The organism is Pseudomonas sp. BF-B-30 (genome assembly GCF_019956305.1).
Lineage (GTDB): Bacteria > Pseudomonadota > Gammaproteobacteria > Pseudomonadales > Pseudomonadaceae > Aquipseudomonas > Aquipseudomonas jessenii.
In genome coordinates this window covers 57,547-75,705 of record NZ_JAHBDG010000055.1, presented here as the reverse complement: position 1 = coordinate 75,705, position 18,159 = coordinate 57,547, and the positions used below count along the sequence as shown (strand labels likewise).

Annotated in this window: 18 protein-coding genes; 13 read left to right on the top strand and 5 right to left on the bottom strand. The window is 60.6% G+C overall.

All coding sequences use genetic code 11. The features are described from left to right. Positions 1–525, bottom strand: coding sequence for a KdsC family phosphatase (locus KGB29_RS23525; protein WP_008018712.1), 525 nt, complete (start codon positions 523–525; stop codon positions 1–3). Continuing rightward, complete coding sequence (locus tag KGB29_RS23520; protein ID WP_057716416.1) at positions 525–1,499, bottom strand: KpsF/GutQ family sugar-phosphate isomerase; 975 nt, start codon at positions 1,497–1,499, stop codon at positions 525–527. Before KGB29_RS23520 ends, KGB29_RS23525 begins: the two co-directional genes overlap by 1 nt. A gap of 275 nt (positions 1,500–1,774) precedes the next feature. Here KGB29_RS23520 and KGB29_RS23515 point away from each other — a divergent pair, with 275 nt between their 5' ends. The 10 genes from KGB29_RS23515 to hisC all read left to right on the top strand — a co-directional run bounded on the left by KGB29_RS23515 (position 1,775) and on the right by hisC (position 9,736). Further along, entirely contained in the window at positions 1,775–2,584 is an 810-nt protein-coding gene (locus KGB29_RS23515; RefSeq protein WP_007986707.1) for an ATP-binding cassette domain-containing protein, read from the top strand. Continuing rightward, the gene (gene mlaE, locus KGB29_RS23510; RefSeq protein ID WP_223616493.1) at positions 2,584–3,381 is read left to right on the top strand and encodes a lipid asymmetry maintenance ABC transporter permease subunit MlaE; all 798 of its coding nucleotides are present in this window, start codon (positions 2,584–2,586) and stop codon (positions 3,379–3,381) included. Before KGB29_RS23515 ends, mlaE begins: the two co-directional genes overlap by 1 nt. Further along, complete coding sequence (gene mlaD, locus KGB29_RS23505) at positions 3,381–3,848, top strand: outer membrane lipid asymmetry maintenance protein MlaD (protein WP_007970271.1); 468 nt, start codon at positions 3,381–3,383, stop codon at positions 3,846–3,848. The genes mlaE and mlaD overlap by 1 nt, the downstream gene beginning before the upstream one ends. An 11-nt stretch (positions 3,849–3,859) precedes the next feature. Continuing rightward, positions 3,860–4,513 (top strand): phospholipid-binding protein MlaC, encoded by a 654-nt coding sequence (locus KGB29_RS23500; protein ID WP_150812804.1) that lies wholly within the window; start codon positions 3,860–3,862, stop codon positions 4,511–4,513. Further along, positions 4,510–4,815 (top strand): lipid asymmetry maintenance protein MlaB, encoded by a 306-nt coding sequence (locus KGB29_RS23495; RefSeq protein ID WP_057716413.1) that lies wholly within the window; start codon positions 4,510–4,512, stop codon positions 4,813–4,815. The genes KGB29_RS23500 and KGB29_RS23495 overlap by 4 nt, the downstream gene beginning before the upstream one ends. Before the next feature lie 114 nt (positions 4,816–4,929). Beyond that, positions 4,930–5,169, top strand: coding sequence for a BolA family protein (locus tag KGB29_RS23490; protein ID WP_020796650.1), 240 nt, complete (start codon positions 4,930–4,932; stop codon positions 5,167–5,169). Positions 5,170–5,191: 22 nt separating this feature from the next. Beyond that, positions 5,192–6,457 carry a UDP-N-acetylglucosamine 1-carboxyvinyltransferase gene (gene murA, locus KGB29_RS23485; protein WP_056728381.1) on the top strand — a complete coding sequence of 422 codons (1,266 nt, stop codon included), beginning with the start codon at positions 5,192–5,194 and terminating at the stop codon, positions 6,455–6,457. A 125-nt stretch (positions 6,458–6,582) separates the two neighbouring features. Next, on the top strand, positions 6,583–7,218 hold the full coding sequence (gene hisG / locus KGB29_RS23480; RefSeq protein ID WP_008018703.1) for an ATP phosphoribosyltransferase: 636 nt from the start codon (positions 6,583–6,585) through the stop codon (positions 7,216–7,218). A gap of 125 nt (positions 7,219–7,343) precedes the next feature. Beyond that, the gene (gene hisD / locus KGB29_RS23475) at positions 7,344–8,681 is read left to right on the top strand and encodes a histidinol dehydrogenase (RefSeq protein ID WP_057716412.1); all 1,338 of its coding nucleotides are present in this window, start codon (positions 7,344–7,346) and stop codon (positions 8,679–8,681) included. Positions 8,682–8,683: 2 nt separating this feature from the next. Further along, positions 8,684–9,736, top strand: a complete 1,053-nt coding sequence (gene hisC, locus KGB29_RS23470) for a histidinol-phosphate transaminase (RefSeq protein ID WP_154861588.1) — start codon at positions 8,684–8,686, stop codon at positions 9,734–9,736. 137 nt (positions 9,737–9,873) lie between these two features. Here hisC and algW read toward each other — a convergent pair whose 3' ends face one another. Further along, entirely contained in the window at positions 9,874–11,034 is a 1,161-nt protein-coding gene (algW, locus tag KGB29_RS23465) for a Do family serine endopeptidase AlgW (RefSeq protein ID WP_150812803.1), read from the bottom strand. Between the two features lie 103 nt (positions 11,035–11,137). On the opposite strand from algW, the gene KGB29_RS23460 reads away from it, so the two are divergent. The 3 genes from KGB29_RS23460 to cysN all read left to right on the top strand — a co-directional run bounded on the left by KGB29_RS23460 (position 11,138) and on the right by cysN (position 14,981). Beyond that, positions 11,138–11,896: a Nif3-like dinuclear metal center hexameric protein gene (locus KGB29_RS23460; protein WP_102669093.1), complete on the top strand. Its 759-nt coding sequence runs from the start codon at positions 11,138–11,140 to the stop codon at positions 11,894–11,896. Between the two features lie 259 nt (positions 11,897–12,155). Further along, complete coding sequence (gene cysD, locus KGB29_RS23455; RefSeq protein WP_008046199.1) at positions 12,156–13,073, top strand: sulfate adenylyltransferase subunit CysD; 918 nt, start codon at positions 12,156–12,158, stop codon at positions 13,071–13,073. A 9-nt stretch (positions 13,074–13,082) separates the two neighbouring features. Then, positions 13,083–14,981 carry a sulfate adenylyltransferase subunit CysN gene (cysN, locus tag KGB29_RS23450; RefSeq protein WP_102669094.1) on the top strand — a complete coding sequence of 633 codons (1,899 nt, stop codon included), beginning with the start codon at positions 13,083–13,085 and terminating at the stop codon, positions 14,979–14,981. Positions 14,982–15,147: 166 nt separating this feature from the next. On the opposite strand, the gene KGB29_RS23445 is transcribed toward cysN, so the two are convergent. Both KGB29_RS23445 and pta read right to left on the bottom strand, forming a co-directional pair. Next, on the bottom strand, positions 15,148–16,053 hold the full coding sequence (locus KGB29_RS23445) for an acyltransferase (RefSeq protein WP_150812802.1): 906 nt from the start codon (positions 16,051–16,053) through the stop codon (positions 15,148–15,150). Further along, positions 16,054–18,153, bottom strand: a complete 2,100-nt coding sequence (gene pta / locus KGB29_RS23440) for a phosphate acetyltransferase (RefSeq protein ID WP_154861596.1) — start codon at positions 18,151–18,153, stop codon at positions 16,054–16,056. It lies immediately after the preceding gene. Positions 18,154–18,159: the final 6 nt, after the last annotated feature.

Here is an 18,159-nt window from a genome sequence, read left to right as displayed (position 1 = left end):
TCACAGGTACGCCGCATTGGCCGCGTCGAGGCGGTCCTGGGCGCGCAGGATCAATTCGCAGAATTCGCGAGCGGCACCTTCGCCGCCACGGGCGAGGGTGATGCCGTGGGCGTGTTCACGCACGAAGCTGGCGGCATTGGCCACCGCCATGCCCAGGCCGACGCGGCGAATCACCGGCAGGTCCGGCAGGTCGTCGCCGAGGTAGGCCACCTGTTCATAGCTCAGGTTGAGTTGGGCCAGCAGTTCGTCGAGTACCACCAGTTTATCCTCGCGACCCTGATAGAGGTGCGGGATGCCGAGATTTTTGGCCCGCCGCTCGACCACCGGGGTCTTGCGGCCACTGATGATGGCGGTCTGCACGCCGGCGGCCATCAGCATCTTGATGCCCTGGCCGTCGAGGGTGTTGAACGTCTTGAACTCGCTGCCGTCTTCGAGGAAGTACAGGCGCCCATCGGTCAGCACGCCATCGACATCGAACACTGCCAGCTTGATCTGTTTGCCGCGTTGCAGCAGGTCCGCACTCATCACATTACTCCTGCACGCAGCAAGTCGTGCATGTTCAAGGCGCCGACCGGGCGGTCTTCACTGTCGACTACGACCAGCGCGTTGATTTTATGGTCTTCCATGATTTTCAGCGCTTCGGCGGCGAGCATCTCGGCGCGGGCAGTCTTGCCGTGTGCTGTCATGACCTGGTCGATGGTAGCGCTATGGATGTCGATGCTACGGTCCAGCGTGCGACGCAAGTCACCGTCAGTAAAGATCCCGGCCAGCTTTCCGTCGGCTTCCAGAATCACGGTCATGCCCAGGCCTTTGCGGGTCATTTCCATTAGTGCGTCCTTCAGCAGGGTGCCGCGCTGTACTTGCGGTAACTCTTGCCCGGCGTGCATGACATTTTCCACTTTCAGCAGCAGGCGTCGGCCCAGGGCGCCGCCGGGATGGGAAAAGGCGAAGTCTTCGGCGGTAAAGCCACGGGCTTCCAGCAGCGCGACTGCCAAGGCATCGCCCATGACCAGGGCGGCGGTGGTCGACGAGGTGGGGGCCAGGTTCAACGGACAGGCTTCGTGCTCGACGTGAACATTCAGGTTGACCTCGGCGGCCTTGGCTAGCGGCGAGTCAGGCTTGCCGGTCACGCTGATCAACTGAATGCCCAGGCGCTTGATCAGTGGCAGCAGGGTCACGATTTCATTGGTGGAGCCGGAATTCGAGAGCGCCAGAATGATGTCGTCGCGGGTAATCATGCCCATGTCACCGTGGCTGGCTTCAGCCGGGTGCACAAAAAACGCCGTGGTGCCGGTGCTGGCCAAGGTCGCGGCAATCTTGTTGCCGATGTGTCCCGACTTGCCCATGCCGACCACGACCACGCGGCCTTTGCTGGCCAGAATCATCTCGCAAGCGCGTACGAAATCTGCGTCGATATGGGGTAGCAGGCCTTGCACTGCTTCTACCTCGAGGCGGATGGTGCGTTGTGCAGATTGAATCAGGTCGCTGGATTGGCTCATGTCAGAAATCGTATAGCCTGATGAAAAGGCGGCGATTATAACGGTTATGATCGAAACCCTCACGCTAGTTCGTCGCGCATTGCCATCCTTGTTGCCGGAAACCTTCTAAACGGGGCCTTCAACCTGTCATGCAGTTGAACATGACCTGGCTTTGGCCTTGGGCGCGCAGCCGTTGCAGTGATATAGTTCGCCGCCAGTTCGGCCTGCCCGGGAGGTATGTGCTTTTGTCAGAAAGCCAGGCGTCCGAGTGAGAGGCTGCATCGCAAGGAGTTTAGATGAGTGCCGATAACGCCTACGCGGTCGAGCTGAAGGGACTGTCCTTCAAGCGCGGTGCGCGCAGCATTTTCAATAATGTCGATATCCGTATCCCGCGCGGCAAGGTCACCGGCATCATGGGGCCTTCCGGGTGTGGCAAGACCACGCTCTTGCGTCTGATGGGCGCCCAGTTGCGGCCCACCAAGGGCGAAGTCTGGGTCAACGGTCAGAACCTGCCAAAACTGTCGCGCAGTGACCTGTTCGACGCGCGCAAGCATATGGGCGTGCTGTTTCAGAGCGGCGCGCTGTTTACCGACCTCGATGTCTTCGAGAACGTCGCTTTTCCGTTGCGTGTTCATACCCAACTGCCGGATGAAATGATCCGCGACATTGTCCTGCTCAAATTGCAGGCCGTGGGCTTGCGCGGTGCCATCGAGCTGATGCCCGATGAGCTTTCCGGCGGCATGAAGCGCCGTGTTGCGCTGGCCCGGGCGATTGCGCTCGACCCGCAGATCCTCATGTACGACGAGCCCTTTGTCGGCCAGGACCCCATCGCAATGGGCGTTCTGGTGCGCCTCATCCGGTTGCTCAACGATGCGCTGGGCATCACCAGCATCGTGGTATCCCACGACCTGGCCGAGACCGCGAGCATTGCCGATTACATTTATGTGGTGGGCGATGGTCAGGTGTTGGGGCAGGGGACGCCGGACGAGTTGATGAATTCGGATGAACCGCGCATTCGTCAGTTCATGACCGGCGAACCCGATGGCCCGGTTCCGTACCACTTTCCAGCGACGGATTACCGCGCAGATCTTCTGGGGAAGCGCTGATGCGCAGAATTTCATTGATGGAGCGCGTTCGCCGCTTCGGCCAGGCCGGCATCGATGTGCTGGCGGTGTTCGGGCGTTCGAGCCTGTTCCTGTTCCATGCCTTGCTCGGCCGGGGCGGTATCGGTGGCGGCTTCGGGCTGCTGGTCAAGCAGTTGCATTCGGTGGGCGTGATGTCCCTGGTGATCATCGTGGTCTCCGGGGGGTTCATCGGCATGGTGCTGGCGCTGCAGGGCTTCAACATTCTTTCCAGCTATGGTTCAGAGCAGGCTGTCGGGCAGATGGTGGCGCTGACGCTGCTGCGTGAGCTGGGGCCGGTGGTGACCGCCTTGCTGTTCGCCGGGCGCGCAGGTTCGGCGTTGACCGCCGAAATCGGCAACATGAAGTCCACCGAGCAGTTGTCCAGCCTGGAAATGATCGGGGTCGACCCGCTCAAGTACATCATCGCGCCACGCCTGTGGGCCGGTTTCATTTCCCTGCCGGTGCTGGCGATGATTTTCAGCGTGGTGGGTATCTGGGGTGGCTCGTGGGTAGCGGTCGACTGGCTGGGGGTCTATGAGGGCTCCTACTGGTCGAACATGCAGAACAGCGTGACGTTCGCCGACGATGTGCTCAACGGGATCATCAAAAGTATCGTCTTTGCCTTTGTCGTGACCTGGATCGCCGTATTCCAAGGCTATGACTGCGAACCCACTTCCGAGGGGATCAGTCGTGCCACTACCAAGACCGTTGTATATGCCTCGTTGGCAGTACTCGGCCTGGACTTTATTCTGACCGCCTTGATGTTTGGAGATTTCTGATGCAAAACCGCACCCTGGAAATCGGTGTCGGCCTTTTCTTGCTGGCTGGCATCCTGGCTTTGCTCTTGTTGGCGTTGCGGGTCAGCGGCCTGTCTCCGACTCCGAGCACCGACACGTATAAACTTTACGCCTACTTCGACAATATCGCCGGTTTGACGGTCAGAGCAAAGGTGACCATGGCCGGTGTGACCATCGGCAAGGTCACGGCCATCGATCTGGATCGCGACAGTTTCACCGGTCGGGTGACCATGCAGCTGGAAAAACGCATCGATAATCTGCCGGCGGACTCCACTGCATCTATCCTGACTGCTGGCCTGTTGGGCGAGAAGTACATCGGTATCAGCGTGGGCGGGGAAGACACCCTGCTCAAGGATGGTGGAACCATCCATGACACGCAGTCATCGCTGGTGCTCGAAGACCTGATCGGTAAATTCCTGCTCAATACCGTTAGCAAAGAAGCTAAATGAGGAACTGTTAAATGATCTCTATCTTGCGACGTGGCCTGTTGGTAATGCTCGCGGTGTTTCCGTTGGTGTCCCACGCCGTAGCGGCGACTTCGGCGCACGATCTGGTGCAGGACACAACCAACCGTATGCTCGCGGACCTGGCGGCAAACAAAGAGAAGTACAAGCAGGATCCGCAAGACTTTTATGCGGCGCTGAACACCATCGTCGGGCCGGTCGTGGATGCCGAGGGTATTTCCAAGAGCATCATGACGGTCAAGTACTCGCGTAAAGCTACGCCTGCACAGATGAAGACCTTCGAAGAAAACTTCAAGAAGGGTCTGTTCCAGTTCTATGGCAATGCCTTGCTGGAGTACAACAACCAGGGCATCACCGTTGAACCGGCCAAAGACGAGTCGGGCGACCGTACCAGTGTAGGCATGACTGTCAAAGGCAGCAGCGGCTCGATCTATCCAGTGTCCTACACGCTGGAAAAGATCAACGGCGAGTGGAAACTGCGCAACGTCATCATCAATGGCATCAATATCGGCAAGCTGTTCCGCGATCAGTTCGCCGATGCGATGCAGCGCAATGGCAACGACCTGGACAAGACCATCAATAGTTGGGCCGGGGAAGTCGCCAAGGCCAAGGAAGCCACCGACAAGAAACCAGAGCAGTCAGCCCAATGAGTGAGTCGGCAGTCCAGATGGACGAAGCGGGCGAGCTGCGACTCAGTGGCGTGCTGGATTACCGCACCGGCCCTGGCCTGCGCGAGCAGGGCAAGGCGCTGATCAAGGCCAGCAACGCTGCAGCGCTGGTGGTCGATTGCTCGGCGGTAACCAAGTCCAGCAGTGTCGGTTTGTCGTTGCTGCTGTGCTTTATCCGTGATGCGCAGGAGGCCGGCAAGGCCCTGAGCATCCGTGGGATGCCGGAAGACATGCGTGAAATCGCTCAGGTCAGCGAGTTGACCGAGCTGTTGGCGCGTCCCTAACCCGCATCTATGAAGAAGCCCCCCGTCTGAGTCCTGCTTGGCGGGGTTCGCAGGCGCGGGGCTTTTTTGTATGATGTCCGACCCGCGCGCACAGGGCGCCGATTGAGGTTGAGCATGCAGGCCAACGAAGTTAAGAGCTTTCTTGAAGGAAAGCTGCCCGGAACGAAAGTAGAAGTCGAGGGCGAAGGCTGCAATTTCCAGCTGAACGTGATTAGCGATGAACTGGCGGCGTTGAGCCCGGTCAAGCGTCAGCAGCAGGTCTATGCCCATTTGAACCCATGGATCACCGATGGCAGCATCCATGCGGTCACTATGAAATTTTTCAGCAGCGCGGCCTGGGCCGAGCGCACCTGAGCCCAAGGGCGTCGAGATTCTTATGGATAAATTGATTATTACTGGCGGTGCTCGTCTTGACGGCGAGATCCGCATCTCCGGGGCAAAGAACTCTGCCCTGCCGATCCTGGCGGCTACCCTGCTGTGCGATGGCCCGGTGACTGTGGCCAACCTGCCGCACCTGCACGACATCACCACCATGATCGAGCTGTTCGGGCGCATGGGTATCGAACCTGTGATCGACGAGAAGCTGGCCGTCGAAATCGACCCGCGCACCATCAAGACCCTGGTCGCACCTTACGAACTGGTTAAAACCATGCGTGCGTCGATTCTGGTGCTCGGTCCGATGGTTGCTCGTTTCGGTGAAGCCGAAGTCGCCTTGCCTGGCGGTTGCGCTATCGGTTCGCGTCCGGTTGACCTGCACATCCGTGGCCTGGAAGCCATGGGCGCCGTCATCGACGTCGAAGGCGGCTACATCAAGGCCAAGGCGCCTGAAGGCGGCCTGCGCGGTGCGCACTTCTTCTTCGATACCGTCAGTGTGACCGGTACCGAAAACATCATGATGGCCGCAGCCTTGGCCAAGGGCCGTAGCGTCTTGCAAAACGCCGCTCGCGAGCCTGAAGTGGTCGACCTGGCGAACTTCCTGAACGCCATGGGCGCCAAGGTTTCCGGCGCCGGTACCGATACCATCACCATCGATGGCGTCGAGCGTCTGCACACCACCACTTATAAAGTAATGCCTGACCGCATCGAAACCGGCACCTATCTGGTGGCGGCGGCGGTGACCGGTGGTCGTGTGAAGGTCAAGGATACGGATCCGACCATCCTCGAAGCCGTTCTGGAAAAACTCCGTGAGTCCGGTGCCGAAATCACCTGTGGCGAAGACTGGATCGAGCTGAACATGCACGGTAAGCGTCCGAAAGCCGTCAACGTGCGGACCGCTCCGTACCCGGCGTTCCCGACCGACATGCAGGCGCAGTTCATCTCCCTCAACGCCATTGCCGAAGGCACCGGCGCTGTGATCGAGACGATCTTCGAAAACCGCTTCATGCACGTCTACGAGCTGCACCGCATGGGCGCCAAGATCCAGGTCGAAGGCAACACCGCCATCGTCACCGGCACCGAAAAGCTCAAGGGCGCGCCAGTAATGGCGACCGACCTGCGTGCTTCGGCCAGCCTGGTGATCTCGGCCCTGATCGCCGAAGGCGACACGCTGATCGACCGCATCTACCACATAGACCGTGGCTACGAGTGCATCGAAGAAAAACTGCAGATGCTGGGCGCCAAGATCCGTCGCGTTCCGGGCTAGTCCCTGCTGTATGGGCATAAGGACATGCCCGTTGATTTGTTGAAGTCGAGCCGTTTTCGGCTCGATGTGTGTCCGGCGCCATTTGCGACCGGGCATGAGTACCTTGATAAGGACTGACGTTTCCCATGTTGACCATCGCACTGTCCAAGGGCCGCATCCTTGACGACACCCTGCCGCTTCTGGCTGAAGCGGGCATCGTGCCGACCGAGAATCCGGACAAGAGCCGCAAGCTGATCATTCCCACGACCCAGGAAGATGTACGCCTGCTGATCGTGCGTGCCACCGATGTGCCGACTTACGTCGAGCATGGTGCCGCCGACCTCGGTGTCGCCGGTAAAGATGTGCTGATGGAGTACGGCGGCCAGGGCCTGTACGAGCCGCTGGACCTGCAAATTGCCCAGTGCAAGCTGATGACCGCCGGCAAGGTCGGCGCGGTCGAGCCCAAGGGCCGCCTGCGTATCGCCACCAAGTTCGTCAACGTTGCCAAGCGCTACTACGCCGAGCAGGGCCGTCAGGTCGACATCATCAAGCTCTACGGTTCGATGGAGCTGGCGCCGCTGATCGGCCTGGCGGACAAGATCATCGACGTGGTCGACACGGGTAACACGCTGCGGGCCAACGGTCTGGAGCCACAGGATTTCATTGCTGCCATCAGCTCCCGGCTGATCGTCAACAAAGCTTCGATGAAGATGCAGCACGCCCGTATCCAGGCGTTGATCGACACCCTGCGCAAGGCAGTGGAGTCTCGACACCGCGGCTGATTCACCTGCGCGACGTTAAGTCGCGCCCGTCTATCCGCCTCATAGCCAGAATTCTCAGGTGCCCAAGCGGATGGAGTGCTAGCTTCGGGCGCCTGAGTTTTTGCCATTCCTATGAGGCTCTCGCTATGACCGCACCGACTGCAATTCGCCGACTCAACGCTGCTGACCCGGATTTCGCGCATCATCTGGATCATCTGCTGAGCTGGGAAAGTGTGTCTGACGACTCGGTCAATCAGCGGGTGCTGGACATCATCAAGGCTGTGCGTGAACGTGGTGACGCAGCACTGGTGGACTTTACCCGCCAGTTCGACGGCCTGGACGTGAAGTCCATGGCCGACCTGATCCTGCCGCGTGAGCGTCTGGAATTGGCACTGACGCGCATTACCGTGGCTCAGCGCGAAGCGCTGGAAGTCGCCGCCGCCCGTGTGCGCAGCTACCACGAAAAACAGAAGCAGGACTCCTGGAGCTACACCGAGGCCGACGGCACCGTGCTGGGCCAGAAAGTCACGCCGCTGGACCGTGCCGGCCTGTACGTACCCGGTGGTAAGGCGTCGTACCCGTCGTCGGTGTTGATGAACGCGATTCCGGCCAAGGTCGCCGGCGTCACCGAAGTGGTCATGGTCGTACCGACCCCGCGCGGTGAAATCAATGAACTGGTGCTGGCCGCTGCCTGCATCGCCGGCGTCGACCGTGTGTTCACCATCGGTGGTGCTCAAGCCGTTGCCGCATTGGCTTACGGCACCGAAAGCGTGCCGAAGGTCGATAAAGTGGTCGGCCCGGGCAACATCTATGTCGCCACCGCCAAGCGCCACGTGTTCGGCCAGGTCGGAATCGACATGATCGCCGGTCCCTCCGAGATCCTCGTGGTGTGCGACGGCCAGACCGATCCGGACTGGATCGCCATGGACCTGTTCTCCCAGGCCGAGCACGACGAAGACGCCCAGGCGATTCTGGTCAGCCCCGACGCCGAATTCCTCGACAAGGTCGCCGCCAGCATCGCCAAGCTGATGCCGACCATGGAGCGCGCCGCGATCATCGAAACCTCGATCAATGGCCGTGGTGCACTGATCAAGGTGCGCGACATGGAGCAAGCCATCGAAGTGGCCAACCGCATCGCGCCGGAGCACCTCGAATTGTCCGTTGCCGATCCACAAGCCTGGCTGCCGCAGATCCGCCACGCCGGCGCGATCTTCATGGGCCGCCACACCTCTGAAGCCTTGGGCGACTACTGCGCAGGTCCCAACCACGTGTTGCCGACCTCCGGCACCGCGCGTTTCTCCTCGCCGCTGGGTGTGTACGACTTCCAGAAACGCTCGTCGATCATCTTCTGTTCCGAGCAGGGCGCTTCCGAGTTGGGCAAAACCGCTTCCGTGCTGGCCCGTGGCGAATCGCTGACCGCCCACGCGCGTAGCGCCGAGTACCGCATCGTCGACGAAGACTTTCCACAAGGGCAGGGGAACTGAACATGAGTAAATTCTGGAGCCCGTTCGTCAAGAATCTGGTGCCTTACGTCCCGGGCGAGCAGCCGAAGCTGGCAAAACTGGTGAAGCTCAACACCAATGAAAATCCGTACGGTCCATCGCCCAAAGCCTTGGCCGCGATGCAAACCGAACTGAACGACAACCTGCGTCTGTACCCGGACCCGAACAGCGATCTGCTGAAGAACGCGGTCGCCAGGTACTACGGTGTGCAAAGCAATCAAGTGTTCCTCGGCAACGGTTCCGATGAAGTGCTGGCGCACATCTTCCACGGTTTGCTGCAGCACGATCAGCCGCTGTTGTTCCCGGACATCAGCTACAGCTTCTACCCGGTCTACTGCGGTTTGTACGGCATCAAGTTCGACGCGGTGCCGCTGGACGAGCAGTTCCAGATCAACCCGGCGGACTATGCCAGGCCGAACGGCGGGATCATCTTCCCCAACCCGAACGCGCCGACCGGCTGCCTGTTGGCGCTGGAAGCGGTCGAGCAGATTCTCAAGGCAAGCCCGGATTCGGTGGTGGTGGTCGACGAGGCCTACATCGACTTCGGTGGCGAGACGGCAATCACCCTAGTGGACCGTTATCCGAACCTGCTGGTGACCCAGACCCTGTCCAAGTCCCGTTCCCTGGCGGGCCTGCGGGTTGGATTGGCGGTCGGCCATCCGGACCTGATCGAGGCGCTGGAGCGGATCAAGAACAGCTTCAACTCCTATCCGCTGGATCGCATGGCGAATGTCGGCGCTGCCGCCGCGTTCGAGGATCGCGAGTATTTCGACAAGACCTGCCGGTTGGTGATCGAGAATCGCGAGAAGGTCGTTGCACAGCTGGAGGAGAAGGGTTTTGAAGTGCTGCCATCGGCGGCGAACTTCATTTTTGCCCGTCACCCCCGGCACGATGCGGCGGGGCTTGCGGCGAAGCTGCGCGAGCAAGGCGTGATCGTTCGGCACTTCAAGCAGGAGCGGATTGCCCAGTTCCTGCGGATCTCCATTGGCACGCCAGAGCAGAATCAGGCGCTGATCGACGGTTTAGGCGATCTCTAAACCAACCCCCGAACCTGTGGGAGCGAGCTTGCTCGCGATAGCGGATTTACAGTCAACGAGTATGTTGAATGTTATTGCCTCATCGTCGGAGCGCCGCCCGGAGCAAGCTCGCTCCCACAGGTTTTTGGGTTGTCCGCTTACTCTTCTTCTTTTTCCTTGATCGGAGCCGGCGGCGGACGCAGGCCGATTTCAGCCATCAGCTTGAGCTCCTTGCCGTTGCGCATCACCTCGATCGCGACCTTGTCGGTCGGCTTGATCCGCGCTACCTGATTCATCGAGCGACGGCCATCACCGGCCGGTTCGCCATCGATGGCAAGAATCACATCACCCAGTTGCAGACCGGCCTTCTGTGCCGGGCCATCGCGGAAAATTCCCGCCACGACAATGCCTGGGCGACCGGACAAGCCGAACGACTCGGCCAGTTCCTGGGTCAGCGGCTGCACCTCGATACCCAGCCAGCCACGAATCACCTGGCCGTGCTCGATGATCGACTTCATCACTTCCATCGCCAGCTTCACGGGGATTGCGAACCCAATGCCCTGGGAGCCCCCGGACTTGGAAAAGATCGCCGTGTTGATACCGGTCAGGTTGCCGATGGCATCCACCAGCGCACCGCCTGAGTTGCCCGGGTTGATCGCCGCATCTGTCTGGATGAAGTCTTCGTAGTTGTTCAGGCCCAATTGATTGCGCCCGGTGGCGCTGATGATGCCCATGGTTACGGTCTGGCCGACGCCGAACGGGTTGCCGATGGCCAGCGCGACATCGCCGATGCGGATGTTGTCGGAACGCCCCACGGTGATCGCCGGCAAGTTTTTCAAGTCGATTTTCAGAACCGCGAGGTCAGTCTCCGGGTCGCTGCCGATCACTCGCGCCAGGGTTTCCCGGCCGTCCTTGAGCGCCACCACGATCTGGTCGGCACCGCTGGTCACGTGGTTGTTGGTCAGGATGTAGCCTTCCGGGCTCATGATCACGCCGGAACCGAGGCTCGACTCCATGCGTTTCTGCTTGGGCGAGTTATCGCCGAAGAAGCGACGAAACTGCGGATCTTCGAACAGCGGATGGTTGGGTTTGTTGATGACTTTGGTGGTGTACAGGTTCACCACCGATGGCGCGGCGGTGGATACCGCTTCGGCATAAGACACCGGACCCTGCTGCATGCTGGTGGTTTGCGGCGCTTGTTGCAGATTGACGTCGAGGCTCGGGAGCCCGACCCACTGCGGGTAACGCTGGATTATCAAAAGAGCGACAAGCACGCCGGCCAACAGCGGCCAGCCGGAAAAACGCAGCGCCTTGAGCATTAAGCAGTTCCTGAGAGAGTTGCAGGCGGTCTGAGACCGCTCATAATGACGCGCATTATACGAGGCCGCGCGCGCCTCTGAACGGGATATTTAGGAGTCTTTTATGGCCGTCGCCCTGAGCACCCTGGTCGAAGAAGCTGACCGCTACCTCAACAGCGCCAAAATCGCCGATTATTGCCCCAACGGCCTGCAGGTCGAGGGGCGGCCACAAGTGATGCGCATTGTCAGTGGCGTCACCGCCAGCCAGGCCCTGCTCGATGCGGCCGTGGAGGCCAACGCAGACCTGGTGCTGGTGCATCATGGCTACTTCTGGAAGGGTGAAAACCCGTGCATCACCGGCATGAAGCAGCGTCGCTTGAAGACCCTGCTCAAGCACGATATCAGCCTGTTGTCCTATCACCTGCCGCTGGACCTGCACCCGGACGTCGGTAATAACGCGCAGCTCGCGCGACAGCTCGACATCACCGTCGAAGGACCGCTGGATCCGGACAACCTGAAGATTGTCGGCCTGGTCGGCTCGCTGAACGAGCCAATGATGCCCCGGGATTTCGCCCGCCGCGTCCAGGAAGTGATGGGGCGTGAGCCACTGTTGATCGAAGGCAGCGCCATGATCCGCCGCGTCGGCTGGTGCACCGGTGGTGGCCAGGGTTACATCGATCAAGCCATTCTGGCGGGTGTCGATCTGTACCTCAGCGGTGAGGCTTCCGAGCAAACCTTCCACAGCGCCAGGGAAAACGACATCAGCTTCATCGCCGCCGGTCACCATGCGACCGAGCGCTACGGCGTTCAGGCGCTGGGGGATTATCTGGCCCGTCGGTTTGCGCTGGAGCACATCTTCATCGATTGCCCGAATCCGATCTGACGAAACGCTATCCCTGTAGGAGCGAGCCTTGCTCGCGATGTACCCGAGAACACCGCGGGGTGTCAGACTCCCAGCGTTATCGTTGACGCCCATCGCGAGCAGGCTCGCTCCTACAGAGCGCCGTTCTGCCCAAACGGGCAGGCATATTCATATGCTCTTTCGATCTAGTTGGCGTCCTGATTAGAAGGGGGCGCTGTGCTAGGATCCCCGCTCGAACACGGCCCGGTGGCCGTTCATAAGAAAGTTTTCGTGAGTAGCCATGGTCGACAAACTGACGCATCTGAAACAGCTGGAGGCGGAAAGCATCCACATCATCCGCGAGGTGGCCGCCGAGTTCGATAACCCGGTGATGCTGTACTCCATCGGTAAAGACTCCGCCGTGATGCTGCATCTGGCACGCAAGGCGTTCTTCCCGGGCAAGCTGCCGTTTCCGGTGATGCACGTCGACACTCGCTGGAAATTCAAGGAGATGTACAGCTTCCGCGACAAGATGGTCGCCGAGCTGGGCCTCGACCTGATCACCCACGTCAACCCGGACGGCGTGGCGCAGGACATCAACCCGTTCACCCACGGCAGCGCCAAGCACACCGACATCATGAAGACCGAGGGCCTCAAGCAGGCACTCGACAAGTATGGTTTCGACGCAGCATTCGGCGGCGCCCGTCGCGATGAAGAGAAATCCCGCGCCAAAGAGCGCGTGTACTCGTTCCGCGACAGCAAGCACCGCTGGGATCCGAAAAACCAGCGCCCCGAGCTGTGGAACGTCTACAACGGCAAGGTCAACAAGGGCGAGTCGATCCGCGTCTTCCCGCTGTCGAACTGGACCGAGCTGGACATCTGGCAGTACATCTACCTGGAAGGCATTCCGATCGTTCCGCTGTATTTCGCCGCCGAGCGTGAAGTCATCGAGAAGAACGGCACGCTGATCATGATCGACGACGAGCGCATCCTCGAACACCTGAGCGACGAAGACAAAGCGCGCATCGTCAAAAAGAAAGTGCGTTTCCGTACCCTTGGTTGCTACCCGTTGACGGGCGCGGTGGAGTCCGAGGCCGAAAGCCTCACGGACATCATTCAGGAAATGCTCCTGACGCGAACTTCCGAGCGCCAGGGCCGTGTCATCGACCACGATGGCGCAGGCTCGATGGAAGACAAAAAACGTCAGGGTTATTTCTAAGGGGTTGTCATGTCGCACGCATCTGATTTGATCAGCGAGGACATCCTCGCCTACCTGGGCCAGCACGAACGTAAAGAGCTGCTGCGCTTTCTGACCTGCGGTAACGTCGACGACGGCAAGAGCACCCTGATCGGGCGCCTGCTGCACGACTCCAAGATGATCTACGAAGATCACCTGGAAGCCATTACCCGCGATTCGAAAAAAGTCGGCACCACCGGCGAAGACATCGACCTGGCGCTGCTGGTCGACGGCCTGCAGGCCGAGCGTGAACAAGGCATCACCATCGATGTCGCGTACCGCTACTTCTCCACCGCCAAGCGCAAATTCATCATCGCCGACACCCCAGGCCACGAGCAGTACACCCGCAACATGGCCACCGGTGCCTCCACCTGTGACCTGGCGATCATCCTGGTCGACGCCCGTTACGGCGTGCAGACCCAGACCCGTCGCCACAGCTTCATCGCCTCGTTGCTGGGCATCAAGCACATAGTCGTGGCCATCAACAAGATGGACCTCAAGGACTTCGACCAGGGTGTGTTCGAGTCGATCAAGGCCGACTACCTGCAGTTCGCCGAAGGCTTGAAGATGAAGCCCACCACGATGCACTTCGTGCCGATGTCTGCGCTGAAAGGCGACAACGTGGTGAACAAATCCGAGCGCTCTCCGTGGTACACCGGCCAGTCGCTGATGGAGATCCTCGAGACCGTGGAAGTGGCGGGCGATCGCAACTTCACCGACCTGCGTTTCCCGGTGCAGTACGTCAACCGTCCGAACCTGAACTTCCGTGGCTTCGCCGGCACCCTGGCCAGCGGCATCGTCAAGAAAGGCGACGAAGTCGTGGTCCTGCCGTCGGGCAAGAGCAGCCGCGTGAAATCCATCGTCACCTTCGAAGGTGAGCTGGAGCACGCAGGTCCTGGTCAGGCTGTAACGCTGACCATGGAAGACGAAATCGATATTTCCCGTGGCGACCTGTTGGTGCATGCCGACAACGTGCCACCAGTCACCGACAGCTTCGAAGCGATGCTGGTGTGGATGGCTGAGGAACCGATGCTGCCGGGCAAGAAGTACGACATCAAACGCGCCACCAGTTACGTGCCGGGCTCCATCGCCAGCATCGTCAACAAGGTCGACGTGAACACCCTGGAAGAAGGTCCGGCCAGCGCGTTGCAGCTGAACGAAATCGGCAAGGTCAAGATCGCGCTCGATGCGCCGATTGCCCTTGACGGTTACGACAGCAACCGCACCACCGGCGCCTTCATCATCATCGACCGCTTGACCAACGGCACCGTTGGCGCGGGCATGATCGTCGCCCAGCCTTTGGCCCATGGCACCAGCACGCACCACGGCAAACTGGCCCACGTTGCCACCGAAGAACGCGCACAGCGCTTCGGCCAGCAACCGGCCACCGTGTTGTTCAGCGGCTTGTCGGGCGCAGGCAAAAGCACCCTGGCGTATGCGGTTGAACGCAAGCTGTTCGACATGGGCCGTGCGGTGTTCGTGCTCGATGGCCAGAACCTGCGTCACGACCTGAACAAAGGTCTGCCACAGGATCGCGCCGGGCGTACCGAGAACTGGCGTCGTGCCGCGCACGTGGCGCGTCAGTTCAACGAGGCTGGCCTGCTGACCCTCGCTGCGTTCGTTGCCCCTAGTGCCGAAGGGCGCGAACAGGCCCGGGAACTGATCGGCAAGGAGCGTCTGCTGACGGTCTACGTCCAGGCTTCGCCAACGGTCTGCGCCGAGCGTGATCCGCAAGGTTTGTACGCGGCGGCCGGGGATAACATCCCGGGCGAGTCCTTCCCGTACGATGTGCCGCTGGATGCCGACCTGGTGATCGACACCCAGTCCGTGTCGCTGGAGGAAGGCGTCAAGCAAGTGCTGGGTCTGCTGCGTGAGCGTGGCGCGATCTAAGCCTTAGCCAGAAAAAAGAAACCCGCCGATGAGTGATCATCGGCGGGTTTTTTTTGGTCAACTCGGTCAAATGTGGGAGCGGGCTTGCTCGCGAAAGCGGTGGATCAGTCAGCATCCATGTTGAATGTCAGTCCGTATTCGCGAGCAAGCCCGCTCCCACATTGGTTCAGCGGCGGTCTGGGAATTCGTGGTGCATCTGGTCCAGCAACGCATCCTTGTCCTGCCACAACTGATTGATCCAGCCCTGAAACTGCAGGCGGTACTCACCATCCTGGTCGTAGTTCTTGCCGATGAACTGCGGCGGGATCTTCAGCTCCTCAAAGTGCACCACCACGTCCGCAACGTTCCCGCACAGCAAATCCCAGAAACCCGGGCGCCCGGCGGGGTAGTGGATGGTCACGTTGACGAGGGATTCAAGCTGCTCACCCATCGCATCCAGCACAAAGGCAATGCCGCCGGCCTTGGCCTTGAGCAGGTACTTGAAGGGTGACTGCTGTTGCTTGTGCTTGCCCTCGGTGAAGCGCGTGCCTTCGACGAAGTTGAAAATGCCCACCGGGTTGTCGCGGAATTTCGCACAGGTCTTACGGGTGGTTTCCAGGTCCTTGCCTTTCTTCTCCGGGTGCTTTTCCAGATAGGCCTTGGAGTAACGCTTCATGAACGGAAAGCCCAGCGCCCACCAGGCCAGACCGATCACCGGAACCCAGATCAGCTCCTGCTTGAGAAAGAACTTCAGCGGCTGAATGCGCCGGTTTAGCACGTATTGCAGCACCAGGATGTCGACCCAGCTCTGGTGGTTGCTGGTGATCAGGTACGAATGCTGATAGTCGAGGCCTTGCAGGCCGCTGACGTGCCAGCGTGTGCGGCGCACCAGGTTCATCCAGCCTTTGTTGATGCTGATCCAGGCTTCGTGGGTATGGCTCATCAGCCAGCCCGCGAGGCGCTGGGTGAGGGCGAACGGCAATACCTTGACGAGTGCCACGCAGAACAGGAACGAGCAGAGCAGAATCGTGTTCAATGCCAACAGCAGCGAGGCGATCACGCCCCGCAGCGCAGCAGGTAAGAAATCCAGCATTTACACATCCATAGGTCGGTTGGCGGCTTGAATCGCGGTCAGGGCGATGGTGTAGACGATGTCATCGACCTGCGCGCCGCGCGGCAAATCGTTCACCGGTTTGCGCAGGCCTTGCAGCATCGGCCCGAGGCTGACGCAGTCGGCGCTGCGCTGTACGGCCTTGTGCGTGGTATTGCCGGTGTTGAGGTCGGGGAATACGTAAACCGTGGCACGACCGGCCACCTGACTGTTCGGCGCCAGTTGCCGGGCCACGCTTTCGTTGGCGGCGGCGTCGTACTGCAAGGGGCCGTCGATCAGCAGCGAGTGCTGTTGTTCGTGGGCGAGCAGGGTTGCTTCGCGGACCTTCTCGACTTCTTCACCGCTGGCCGACTCGCCGCTGGAGTAGCTGATCATCGCCACCCGTGGCGTGATGCCGAACGCGGCGGCCGAATCAGCGCTTTGCAGGGCGATCTCGGCCAGTTCACTGGCGCTCGGGTGCGGGTTCATCACGCAGTCGCCGTAGACCAGCACCTCTTCCGGAAACAGCATGAAGAACACCGACGACACCAGGGTGCAGCCTGGCGCGGTTTTAATCAGCTGCAGGGCCGGGCGGATGGTGTTGGCGGTGGTGTTGATCACGCCCGATACGAGGCCGTCGACTTCATCCAGGGCCAGCATCATGGTGCCGATCACCACGGTGTCTTCCAGTTGTTGCTCGGCCATCGGCGCATTGAGGCTTTTGCTTTTGCGCAGCGCGACCATCGGCTCGACATAGCGTTCGCGGATCGAGTCCGGATCAATGATTTCCAGGCCCGGTGGCAGCTCGATGCCCTGGGCACGGGCGACGGCCTGCACGTCCTCGGGCTTGGCCAGCAACACACAGCGAGCGATGCCACGGGCCTGGCAGATCGCGGCGGCCTGCACGGTCAGCGGCTCGCTGCCTTCGGGCAGTACGATGCGCTTGTTGGCCGCCTGGGCGCGCTGGATCAATTGATAGCGGAAAACCGCTGGCGACAGGCGCATTTCCCGTGGCGTACCGCAGCGCTGGTGCAGCCAGTTGGCATCGAGATGGCCGGCGATGAAATCGGTGATGATTTCGGCGCGCTCGCGGTCATCGATGGGGATTTCCTTGTTCAGGCCATTGAGCAGGTTGGCGGTGTCGTAGGAGCCGGTACTCACCGACAGCACCGGCAAACCAGCCTGCAGGGCGCCACGGCACAGGTCCATGATGCGTGGGTCGGGCAGGGTGTCGCTGGTCAGCAGCAGGCCGGCGAGCGGCACGCCGTTCAAGGCCGCGAGGCTGACGGCGAGGATGATGTCGTCGCGGTCGCCGGGGGTCACCACCAGCACGCCGGGCTTGAGCAACTCCACGGTGTTGCGCATGGTGCGGGCGCAAATGATGATCTTGGTCATGCGCCGGGTTTCGTAATCACCGGCGTTGAGCACTTGCGCGCCCATCAGGTCGGCGACGTCGCGGGTGCGCGGGGCGTTCAGTTCCGGCTGGAACGGAATGCAGCCGAGCAAGCGGAAATCACCGCTGCGCAGCAACGGCGAATGCTCTTTCAGGCGCGTGGCGAAGGCCTCCATGCTTTCTTCGGTCTTGACCTTGTTGAGGATCACACCGAGGACTTTCGGGTCTTTCGGGCCGCCGAACAACTGCGCCTGCAACTCGACGCGACCGGAGAGCTCGATCAGCACTTCGTTTTCCGGTGCCGAGACCAGGATCACCTCGGCATCGAGGCTCTTGGCCAGGTGCAGGTTGACCCGCGCGGCATAACTGGCGCTGCGGGTCGGCACCATGCCTTCGACGATCAGCACGTCCTTGCCGATGGCAGCCTGCTGATAAAGGGTGATGATTTCTTCGAGCAACTCATCGAGCTGGCCGTCGCCGAGCATGCGCTCGACATGGGCCAGGCCCAGAGGCTGCGGCGGTTTCAAGCCGTGGGTACGCGCCACCAGTTCGGTGGAGCGTTCCGGGCCCGTGTCGCCCGGATGCGGCTGGGCAATCGGTTTGAAAAAACCGACCTTGAGCCCGGCCCGCTCAAGGGTGCGCACCAGCCCGAGGCTGATGGAGGTCAGACCCACACCAAAATCGGTGGGTGCGATAAAAAAAGTTTGCATGCGGAT

What these genes read in the sequence shown, in the direction of transcription:
- hisG (WP_008018703.1), top strand. Translation starts at nt 6,583, where the DNA reads ATGTTGACCATCGCACTGTCCAAGGGCCGCATCCTTGACGACACCCTG.
- pta (WP_154861596.1), bottom strand. Translation starts at nt 18,153, where the DNA reads ATGCAAACTTTTTTTATCGCACCCACCGATTTTGGTGTGGGTCTGACC.
- murA (WP_056728381.1), top strand. Translation starts at nt 5,192, where the DNA reads ATGGATAAATTGATTATTACTGGCGGTGCTCGTCTTGACGGCGAGATC.
- mlaE (WP_223616493.1), top strand. Translation starts at nt 2,584, where the DNA reads ATGCGCAGAATTTCATTGATGGAGCGCGTTCGCCGCTTCGGCCAGGCC.
- algW (WP_150812803.1), bottom strand. Translation starts at nt 11,034, where the DNA reads ATGCTCAAGGCGCTGCGTTTTTCCGGCTGGCCGCTGTTGGCCGGCGTG.
- KGB29_RS23520 (WP_057716416.1), bottom strand. Translation starts at nt 1,499, where the DNA reads ATGAGCCAATCCAGCGACCTGATTCAATCTGCACAACGCACCATCCGC.
- cysN (WP_102669094.1), top strand. Translation starts at nt 13,083, where the DNA reads ATGTCGCACGCATCTGATTTGATCAGCGAGGACATCCTCGCCTACCTG.
- KGB29_RS23460 (WP_102669093.1), top strand. Translation starts at nt 11,138, where the DNA reads ATGGCCGTCGCCCTGAGCACCCTGGTCGAAGAAGCTGACCGCTACCTC.
- KGB29_RS23525 (WP_008018712.1), bottom strand. Translation starts at nt 525, where the DNA reads ATGAGTGCGGACCTGCTGCAACGCGGCAAACAGATCAAGCTGGCAGTG.
- KGB29_RS23515 (WP_007986707.1), top strand. Translation starts at nt 1,775, where the DNA reads ATGAGTGCCGATAACGCCTACGCGGTCGAGCTGAAGGGACTGTCCTTC.
- KGB29_RS23490 (WP_020796650.1), top strand. Translation starts at nt 4,930, where the DNA reads ATGCAGGCCAACGAAGTTAAGAGCTTTCTTGAAGGAAAGCTGCCCGGA.
- hisD (WP_057716412.1), top strand. Translation starts at nt 7,344, where the DNA reads ATGACCGCACCGACTGCAATTCGCCGACTCAACGCTGCTGACCCGGAT.
- hisC (WP_154861588.1), top strand. Translation starts at nt 8,684, where the DNA reads ATGAGTAAATTCTGGAGCCCGTTCGTCAAGAATCTGGTGCCTTACGTC.
- KGB29_RS23495 (WP_057716413.1), top strand. Translation starts at nt 4,510, where the DNA reads ATGAGTGAGTCGGCAGTCCAGATGGACGAAGCGGGCGAGCTGCGACTC.
- cysD (WP_008046199.1), top strand. Translation starts at nt 12,156, where the DNA reads ATGGTCGACAAACTGACGCATCTGAAACAGCTGGAGGCGGAAAGCATC.
- KGB29_RS23445 (WP_150812802.1), bottom strand. Translation starts at nt 16,053, where the DNA reads ATGCTGGATTTCTTACCTGCTGCGCTGCGGGGCGTGATCGCCTCGCTG.
- KGB29_RS23500 (WP_150812804.1), top strand. Translation starts at nt 3,860, where the DNA reads ATGATCTCTATCTTGCGACGTGGCCTGTTGGTAATGCTCGCGGTGTTT.
- mlaD (WP_007970271.1), top strand. Translation starts at nt 3,381, where the DNA reads ATGCAAAACCGCACCCTGGAAATCGGTGTCGGCCTTTTCTTGCTGGCT.